This window comes from Aurantimonas sp. E1-2-R+4 (genome assembly GCF_036549515.1).
Lineage (GTDB): Bacteria > Pseudomonadota > Alphaproteobacteria > Rhizobiales > Rhizobiaceae > Aurantimonas > Aurantimonas coralicida_A.
The window spans coordinates 82,587-91,016 of record NZ_JAZHLK010000013.1; the positions used below are offsets into that span (position 1 = coordinate 82,587).

Genomic DNA, 8,430 nt, shown 5'->3' on the forward strand with positions numbered 1-8,430 from the left:
CAGCAATGGACGGAGCGTGCCGGCACCGGCCTTCTCGGGCAGTCGCCGATCCCGGCGCCGCCGCTGTCGTAAAAGGCATCGACGTTGACGCAATAGATAACGCCTCCTTGCACCGGAAATTGAGCGTGACGGTCCTGCTCCGATGGTCCGGTACCGGCACTTGCGGCAGAGACGGCTTTGTTGTGGCGGACTTACTTGATGCCGATTACCATGGAATCCGGGTCGGTCAACGGCTCGACGCGGGTTGCCGAGAACCCCACCTCGCGCATCCATTCCTGACAGTCGGCGCCGGTATAGTCGAAGCCGCCTCGGGTCTCGATCAGCATGTTCAGGCTCATCAGAAGGCCGAATGCGTTCTCGCGGCGATCGTCGTCGATGACGGTGTCGTAGACGATCAGCGCGCCGCCCTTCGGAACTGCGCTGAAGGCTTTTTCGATGAGTGATTTCTTCGTGGCCAAATCCCAGTCGTGCAGAATATGTCCCATGACGATCACGTCGGTGGCCGGGAACTCGTCCTGAAAGAAATCACCGGCGTGGAACTTTACGCGTTGCGACAGTCCGTTCTGCGCCGCGAACGCTTCGAAGATCGGTCGCACCGGCGGGAGGTCGAAGCCGACCCCCGTGAGATGGCTATGCGTCCGCGCCAGCGTGACAGGAACCATGCCCTGCGCGGTGCCGACGTCGATCATGTTGCTGTAGTCGCTCCAAGGGAACCGGGCAGCAAGAACCTGGGCTGCTCCGGCACTGAGCCCGCTCATGGCTTGCAGGAAGGATTCCAGCCGCTTGGGTTCGGCGTAGAGCGAATCGAACAGGTCGGTATCGCCGCGCTTGCCTTCGTTCTGCATCTCGCCGGTCCGCAAGGCTTCGGTCAGGGAATCCCAGAATCCGAACAGTCGGGCGTTTGCCATTTCCAGCATGCCGCCGACATAGGACGGCTTGGCCTTGTCGAGAAAAAGGTCGGCGTCAGGGGCATTACGATAAACCCCGTTCTCCCGGTCGAGCACACCGAGCGCGACCAGAGCATCGAGGAAATCGCGAGATGCACGCTGATGGAGATCGAGCTTCCTTTGCAAGGTCGGCAGATCAGCCGGAGCTTTTGCCAGAACGCTGAACACGCCCAGTTCGACCGCGCTCAAAAGGGCCTTGGATCCCCAGAACCCCATTCCAAGCTTCATGATGTTGTCAGGCGCGAAAGTCATGGATGCCATCCTCCCCAGAGTTAGGTGCGGAAGAATACTATCACAAAGGAATCGTCGTGACTGGTTGGAGGCTTTCCGTTGAGTAGGCAGAGGCAGGTGCGTCCGGTTTTGTCGTTGTGATGTCCGTAGGCGATCGTCCTGTCGGATAGACGAGTCACGGCATCTCCGCAGGTTACGAGCAGCCGCTCACGCCGACCCTGGTGGGCTTACTGACCGACGATCTCGCGGGTGGCGTCGAAGATAATGTCCTTGTTGCGCTCCATGGTGAAGCGCAGGTCCCAATCGTCGCGGCACAGGAATACCGGCCGCTCGTCGCGATCGCGCGCGACATGGGTGATGTTCTCCTTGATGAACGCGGCAAGCGCGCTTTCGCTGTCGGAGCGAATCCAGCGGGCGACGCTGGAGGTCACCGGCTCGAAGGTGACGTCCGCCTTGTATTCGGCCGCGATGCGCGAGGCGAGGACGTCGAGCTGAAGCGGGCCGACAACGCCGACGATCCAGGTCGAGCCGATCGACGGCCGGAACACCTGGACGAGGCCCTCCTCGGCGAGATCGTCGAGCGCCCGGCGGAGTTGCTTGAGCTTCATCGAATCCTCGAGGCGCACGCGACGCAGCACTTCCGGCGCGAAGGCTGGCAGACCGGTGAAGCGGAAGCTCTCGCCCTCGCTCAGCGTGTCGCCGACGCGCAGCGTCCCGTGGTTGGGGATGCCGATGACGTCGCCGGCAAAGGCTTCCTCCGTGCGTGCGCGCTCCTGGGCGAAGAAATAGATCGGGTTCGACACGGCCAGCGCCTTGCCGGAGCGCACATGGTCGAGCTTCATGCCGCGCTTGAAATGACCCGAGCAGAACCGCACGAAGGCGACACGGTCGCGATGCTTGGGGTCCATGTTTGCCTGGACCTTGAAGACGAAGCCGGAGACCCGGTCGCCGTCCGGATCGACAGGCCCCTTGTCGGAGGGTTGCGGACGCGGCGAGGGCGCGTGTGCGGCGATGAGGTCGAGCAGCCGGTCGACGGCGAAGTTCTGCAGGGCGCTGCCGAAGATCACCGGCGTCAGATGGCCCTGGCGATAGGCGACCGGGTCGAAATCGGCATAACCTTCGCTGGCCAGCGAAGCGGCGTCACGGAACGGCGCGTAGATGTCGGCCGGAATCAGGGCTGCCAAGGCGGGATCGTCGAGCCCCTCGGTGTGCGTCACGTCACGCGTGCCGCCGGCGGCGAGGAAGTCGTTCGAGGCGAGGTCGTAGCAGCCCTTGAACTGGCCACCCTGGCCGACCGGCCAGACCACCGGCGCGACGGATAGCGCCAGCATCTCCTCGATCTCGTCGAGCAGCTCGAACGGGTCGCGGCCCTCCCGGTCGATCTTGTTGACGAAGGTGACGATCGGAATGTCGCGCAGCCGGCAGATCTCGAACAGCTTGCGGGTCTGGGTCTCGATGCCCTTGGCGGCGTCGATCACCATGATGGCGCTGTCGACCGCCGTCAGGGTCCGGTAGGTGTCCTCGGAAAAGTCGCTGTGGCCGGGCGTGTCCAGGAGGTTGAAGGTGATGCCGTTCTTTTCGAAGGTCATCACCGAGGAGGTCACCGAGATGCCACGGCTCTTCTCGATGTCCATCCAGTCGGATTTGGCCCGCCGCCCGTCGCCCTTCGAGCGGACGGCACCGGCCATTTCGATGGCGCCGCCGGCCAGAAGCAGCTTTTCGGTCAGCGTGGTCTTGCCGGCGTCCGGATGGGAAATGATGGCGAAGGTTCGCCGGGCGCGGTGGCCAGTTTCGGCCTGCCCGGCGCGCTCGGGGTCCACCGGCGCGGTGGAGCGATCTGCGTCGGCTTGGTCATCCATGGCGGGCATATTGGCGTATTCCGTGTTGTCGGTCGGCGGCCGCATCTGCCGTGGTCGGTGCCGATGTCCCGGACAGGCCCTGGCGGCGGCGGAGCGTCAAGCTCTCGGTCCCTGCGAAGCATAAGCCCGCACATTGCCGGACGATCCGGCCTGTCTATCGCTCAGGCAAAGAGTTGAAGGCGGATGGTGGGCGTGACAGGGATTGAACCTGTGACCCCTTCGATGTCAACGAAGTGCTCTCCCGCTGAGCTACACGCCCATCCGACGAGGCGGCTTAGAACACGAGATTTGAGCCCGCGTCAATAGGATCGCGGCCGGCCGAAAGACTGTTTTCGAACCGGGCCGAGAGACCCCCCGACAACTCTGCTAGGCCGCGTCTTCCAGCATCTTGCTGACTTCGTCGACGAGCTCGCGCAGGTGGAACGGCTTCGACAGGATCTTGGCGTCCTTGGGCGCTTTCGAATCCGGGTTGAGGGCGACGGCCGCGAATCCGGTGATGAACATCACCTTGAGGTCCGGGTCGAGTTCGGTCGCCCGGCGGGCGAGTTCGATCCCATCCATCTCCGGCATGACGATGTCGGTCAGGAGCAGCGAAAACGGCTCCTCGCGCAACCGTTCGTAGGCGCTGCCGCCATTGTCGTAGCTGACGACCTCGTAGCCGGCTTTTTCCAACGCCTTGGCGAGGAAACGGCGCATATCGTTGTCGTCTTCGGCGAGTAGTATCTTTGGCATTCATGTTATCCGGATACGGTCGGGCAACGATCCCGGCGGCTGGTTCGTTCTAGGGACAATTCCATAGCAGAATGGCCCAAGATTTTCTAAAAGGAATGAACGTCTGGCCAACCTGTACGAAAAAATATGATGCGTCACCCGGCTGGAAAGGCTCAGTTTGGCGAAAACCCCGACAATCGAGACCGCAGCCGGAACGATCCCGGCCTTCGAAATCCTCGAACCCGACGAGCCGACCATCCCCTTCGTCTTCTGCTCGCCCCATAGCGGGCGGGACTATCCGTCGGATTTTATCGCGGCAACGCGCCTGTCGGGCGAATCGATTCGGCGGTCGGAGGATCTTTACGTCGATCGGCTGTTCGACTTCGTGCCCGAGCTCGGGGCTCCGCTTCTGGCGGCCCGTTTTCCCCGGGCTTATCTCGACGTCAACCGCGAACCCTACGAACTCGATCCCAAGATGTTCGCCGAGACGCTGCCCGCCTTCGTCAATGCCGGCTCGATTCGCGTGGCGGGGGGCCTCGGCACGATTCCGCGTATCGTCGCCGAGAACGAGGAGATTTATCGTGACGTCCTGCCGCTGGCAGAGGGGTTGCGGCGGATCGAGGAGCTCTACAAGCCGTTTCACCAAGCAATCGAAGAGGCCCTGCAGCGGACGCGGGAGCGCTTCGGTCTGGCGATCCTGATCGACTGCCACTCGATGCCGTCGAGCGTGCGCGCGCTGCCGGGGGGGCGCCGGCCCGATATCGTGATCGGCGACCGATTCGGGACCAGCGCGGCCGGCCGGCTGGTTTCTATCGCGACCAGCCGCATCGTCGCGCTCGGATACGACGTTGCGCGCAACAAGCCATATGCCGGCGGCTTCATCACCGAACGCTACGGCCGCCCGCCGGTGGGCTTTCATGCCTTGCAGATCGAGATCAATCGCGGCCTTTACGCCGACGAACGCCAATTCCGTCCCCATGCGGGGTTCGATGCCCTGCGCCAGCGACTCACAACTTTCGTGGCCGGGTTCGCCGCGGAGGTTGCGGCGGACTACGCTTGGCCAGCGGCCGCCGAATAGCGCGGTCGCGATCTCCGATCGCAGGGCGATACGCGGACAAAAAAACCGCACTGCGTTGAAACAGTGCGGTCAAGAGTCTAGGGAGGAAACGCCCATCAGGGCGGCGGCAAATCAAAGCCGCATGGCAGGATTTATGTTGCAGTGCGAAATCTGTCAATCCCATTTTGGCACATTTCGTGGGGTTGCGTAAAATTGCCGCATATCGAGGCGTGTGGCTCTTAGCGAGTTGGGATCCTTCCAACCGTTCACCGTCCAGCAGCGAGTCCGTGCCATGGAACTGCCCGAGATCGCGTCGCTCTTCCATCTCGCCGATGTCGCCGACGCCGAGACGCTGCCCCGGTTTCGCGCCGGTGGCAGCGTCGACAACAAGCTGGCCGCGGCTTTCGATCCGGTGACGGAGGCCGATCGGGCCGCCGAGCGGGCGATCGTTGCGGCCATTGGCGCGCGCTACCCGGACCATGCGGTGCTCGGTGAGGAGTTCGGCGCCCAAGGAAACAGCGAGCATCTATGGGTGATCGACCCCATCGACGGCACCAGAGCCTTCATATCCGGCGTTCCGGTCTGGGGCACGCTGATCGGCTATTGTCAGGCGGGCCGGGCGCGGATGGGGCTGATGTCGCAACCGTTTACCGGCGAGCGCTATTTCGCCGACGGTGAAGCCGCCTGGTGCGAGCATCGGGGCCAGCGAAGCCGGCTCGGCGTGCGGCCGACGCGCAGGCTTGACGAGGCGACTCTGTTCACCACCTCGCCGCGGATGTTTTCGGGTGAGGGACTCCGCTGCTTCGAGAAACTGGAAGCCGGGGCGCAGCTGACCCGCTTTGGCGTCGACTGCTACGCCTATTGTATGCTCGCGGCCGGTCACGCCGATCTCGTGGTCGAGTCGGATCTGAAGCCCTACGACATCGTGGCGCTTGTGCCGATCATCGAGCAGGCGGGCGGCGTGGTGACAACCTTCGATGGTGGCCGGCCGGAAGCGGGCGGCGATATCGTCGCCGCCGCGACACCTGAATTGCATGCGGCGGCGCTGGCGATTCTCAACGGCTGACGGCGTTCGCCGGTCCCGATCAATCCAGCGGCAGAGCGCCGCCCACGAAAGCATCGAACGCTTCGAGGAAGGGCTCGCGGAACCGGTCGGCCTCCTGCAACAATTCATGACGGGCGAAGGGAATCGTCAGGCTGGAGCCGGAACGCATGCGCCAGGCCAGCCGCTCGGCCGCGGGGGTTGCCACCACCCGGTCGTCGCCGGCGCCGATAATCAGGGTAGGAATGGCGAGCCGGGCGATCCAGTCGGAATCGGTCAGTCGCACCATTGCGCCGGAGACTGCGGCGAGCCAGGCGATCGTAGGACTGCCCAGAAACAGCTGGGGGGCGGCCTGGGCGAGGGCCTGATTGCGTTTGAGGCGGCGCGGGTCGCTGGTCAGCACGCTGGTCGCCGGGCTCGGTGAGTGGTTGCGATTCTGGAAGGGATGCGTCGGCAGGCGGCCCAGCCCGACCAGTTGTGCCAGCCGCGCCACGCGGTTCAGTCCACGCAGGCCGATCCGGCCGGGCGGGAAGGATATCAGCGGCGCGCTGAGGACCATCCGTTCGATGACGTTCATCAGCCGCGGCGAGGCCTGCAGCGCGATCAGGCCGCCCATGGAATGGGCGAGGATCGCGTAGGGGCCGCGGCAATCGGGAAGCACCACGTCCTGGACGAAGCTTTCCAGGTCGTTGACGTAATTGCGGAATTTGCGGACGTAGCCGAGCCGGGTGTTGCGAATCAGGCGTTGGGAGCCGCCCTGGCCGCGCCAGTCGAAGGTCACGACCATGTAGCCGCGACCGGTCAGGTCGCCGATGGTCTCGAAATATTTCTCGATCGCCTCGTTGCGCCCCTGCAGCAGGATGATCGTGCCGCGGGTGCGTGGCAGCTGACTGGGCGCAATGGCATAGCGCAGGCGCTTGCCGTCCGGAGTGCGAAAACTCGACGCGCTGATCCCCGGCGGGGCGGGATTGCCAGCGCTGCTGACCAGTTCGCTTGGATCGAAGGCTTCGTTCATCGCCACTCGGCCTACAAATAACGTTTCGCGCCGCCACGGGCGCATCCCGAACAGCATGGACGATTCGGCTTGTAGAGTCGCAGGCGGAGCCGGTCAAAATTTAACCGAACGGCGAGAGAGCATGAAAAAACCGGGAGCCCCCTTCGAGGCTCCCGGCTGGAGCGGCCACAGCGGAAGGGACGGGACGCTGCGACCGTTTCGGTTCCACCGGAGTCCGGTGGAAAACTGTCCGGCTCAATGATCTTGGCGCCGCACCCCGTTCCCGTCGGGGGCCGGCTGGGCTGATCGACCGAACCATGAGCGCCACTATGCCCAGAGCCACCTGAACGGTTGCGGAAGGCAACGTTCATTTTCAGTTCAGGAGAAAAATTGCGACGAATCAAAGGGTTATATTTCGTGATGCAAGCCCTTCGGCTCTGCCGAACGGCGCAATCCGAGCCCTCCACAAACCCTTGAACCGCAAAATCCGGCTCACCATTTTATTTGTGCGGTCGCCGATATGGGGCCGCTGGCCGGGCAGCATCGCCAGATTTGGGATGCACGCTTCGCGCCAAACGCAAACATCGTTGCTTCTGAATGGAGAACACCATGCGTCACGTAGACTTTGCTCCGCTGTACCGCTCCACCGTCGGTTTCGACCGGCTTTTCTCGCTGCTCGACAGCCAGAGTGTCGCGGACAACAGCCCGACCTATCCGCCCTACAATATCGAACGCACCGGCGAGAACGCCTATCGCGTGACCATCGCCGTCGCCGGCTTCGGCGACGAGGAGCTGTCGATCGAAGCGCGCGAGAACGTGCTGACGGTGAAGGGCGAAAAGGCGGAGGCCGAGGAAGGGTCCGGAAACGAGACCCTTTATCGCGGCATCGCGGGCCGCGCCTTCGAGCGCCGGTTCCAGCTCGCCGAATATGTCGAGGTGAAGGGCGCGAGCCTAAAGAATGGCCTGCTCCACATCGATCTCGTCCGGGTCATTCCGGAGGCGATGAAGCCGCGCAAGATCGAGATCGCGACGGCCGATAACGGCAACGCCAAGCAGCACGAGGCGAATGCCGCCTGACCCTGCTTTCCTGGTAAATGAAAACGGCGCTCGAAAGGGCGCCGTTTTCTTGTCGGGAACTCAGGATTCGTGTGGTGCGTCGATCCGGCCGAGATTCACGGCGGTCCGCGCGTCCTTCATCATGCTGGGATGGCCGACCGAACTCTCTGGCGCAGCGTTGCGCGCCTCGGTCCAGCCATTCATCCAGGCTGCCCGCAAGGACGAGCCGACGGGATACTGGCAGGACGACATCGGAAAGTTGTTGCGGAAGGCGAGCCTGCCTTGCTCGGTAGCGTCTGTGGACATGACGATCTCCTTCGTTGCAGGTGACCGAATCTGACCCTCTCGCACCGGTCCGTCAACCCGCCGACGCGAGCGCGCGTTGAGCAAAAATGGAACGGGTTTTCCGCGTCCGGTGATCTAGAGCGTCAGGCGATTAATCTGCAACATAGCCAGCGGCCTTGAGGTAGTTCCAACATTCTTCGGGCTCGAACAGGTCGCAGATGTTGCCGACTGCACGCCAGAGATCGTCG

Annotated in this window: 8 protein-coding genes and 1 tRNA gene; 3 read left to right on the top strand and 6 right to left on the bottom strand. The window is 63.4% G+C overall.

Annotated elements, in window-relative coordinates; genetic code table 11:
• Positions 1 to 191 precede the first annotated feature (191 nt).
• From VQ045_RS08455 to cpdR, 4 genes are all read right to left on the bottom strand, one after another.
• Positions 192 to 1,199 (bottom strand): methyltransferase, encoded by a 1,008-nt coding sequence (locus VQ045_RS08455; protein ID WP_331829808.1) that lies wholly within the window; start codon positions 1,197 to 1,199, stop codon positions 192 to 194.
• Between the two features lie 206 nt (positions 1,200 to 1,405).
• A complete protein-coding gene (locus VQ045_RS08460) occupies positions 1,406 to 3,037 on the bottom strand; it encodes a peptide chain release factor 3 (protein ID WP_442879839.1) in 1,632 nt (543 codons plus the stop codon).
• A 184-nt stretch (positions 3,038 to 3,221) separates the two neighbouring features.
• Positions 3,222 to 3,296 (bottom strand) — tRNA-Val (locus VQ045_RS08465).
• A gap of 107 nt (positions 3,297 to 3,403) precedes the next feature.
• A complete protein-coding gene (gene cpdR, locus VQ045_RS08470; protein ID WP_327623392.1) occupies positions 3,404 to 3,769 on the bottom strand; it encodes a cell cycle two-component system response regulator CpdR in 366 nt (121 codons plus the stop codon).
• A 157-nt stretch (positions 3,770 to 3,926) separates the two neighbouring features.
• On the opposite strand from cpdR, the gene VQ045_RS08475 reads away from it, so the two are divergent.
• Positions 3,927 to 4,826, top strand: coding sequence for an N-formylglutamate amidohydrolase (locus VQ045_RS08475; RefSeq protein ID WP_331829810.1), 900 nt, complete (start codon positions 3,927 to 3,929; stop codon positions 4,824 to 4,826).
• A gap of 271 nt (positions 4,827 to 5,097) precedes the next feature.
• Positions 5,098 to 5,871 carry a histidinol-phosphatase gene (gene hisN, locus VQ045_RS08480; RefSeq protein ID WP_331829811.1) on the top strand — a complete coding sequence of 258 codons (774 nt, stop codon included), beginning with the start codon at positions 5,098 to 5,100 and terminating at the stop codon, positions 5,869 to 5,871.
• 19 nt (positions 5,872 to 5,890) lie between these two features.
• Here hisN and VQ045_RS08485 read toward each other — a convergent pair whose 3' ends face one another.
• Complete coding sequence (locus VQ045_RS08485; RefSeq protein ID WP_331829812.1) at positions 5,891 to 6,862, bottom strand: alpha/beta hydrolase; 972 nt, start codon at positions 6,860 to 6,862, stop codon at positions 5,891 to 5,893.
• Positions 6,863 to 7,450: 588 nt separating this feature from the next.
• On the opposite strand from VQ045_RS08485, the gene VQ045_RS08490 reads away from it, so the two are divergent.
• Entirely contained in the window at positions 7,451 to 7,918 is a 468-nt protein-coding gene (locus VQ045_RS08490; protein WP_331829813.1) for an Hsp20 family protein, read from the top strand.
• 60 nt (positions 7,919 to 7,978) lie between these two features.
• Here the strand turns inward: VQ045_RS08490 and VQ045_RS08495 are convergent, their stop codons facing one another.
• Complete coding sequence (locus VQ045_RS08495; protein WP_327623387.1) at positions 7,979 to 8,203, bottom strand: ribosome modulation factor; 225 nt, start codon at positions 8,201 to 8,203, stop codon at positions 7,979 to 7,981.
• Positions 8,204 to 8,430: the final 227 nt, after the last annotated feature.

Bases quoted from the DNA above. Each gene is read 5' to 3' on its own strand.
- VQ045_RS08495 (WP_327623387.1), bottom strand. From the start codon at position 8,203: ATGTCCACAGACGCTACCGAGCAAGGCAGGCTCGCCTTCCGCAACAAC.
- VQ045_RS08485 (WP_331829812.1), bottom strand. From the start codon at position 6,862: ATGAACGAAGCCTTCGATCCAAGCGAACTGGTCAGCAGCGCTGGCAAT.
- VQ045_RS08455 (WP_331829808.1), bottom strand. From the start codon at position 1,199: ATGACTTTCGCGCCTGACAACATCATGAAGCTTGGAATGGGGTTCTGG.
- VQ045_RS08490 (WP_331829813.1), top strand. From the start codon at position 7,451: ATGCGTCACGTAGACTTTGCTCCGCTGTACCGCTCCACCGTCGGTTTC.
- cpdR (WP_327623392.1), bottom strand. From the start codon at position 3,769: ATGCCAAAGATACTACTCGCCGAAGACGACAACGATATGCGCCGTTTC.
- VQ045_RS08460 (WP_442879839.1), bottom strand. From the start codon at position 3,037: ATGGATGACCAAGCCGACGCAGATCGCTCCACCGCGCCGGTGGACCCC.
- hisN (WP_331829811.1), top strand. From the start codon at position 5,098: ATGGAACTGCCCGAGATCGCGTCGCTCTTCCATCTCGCCGATGTCGCC.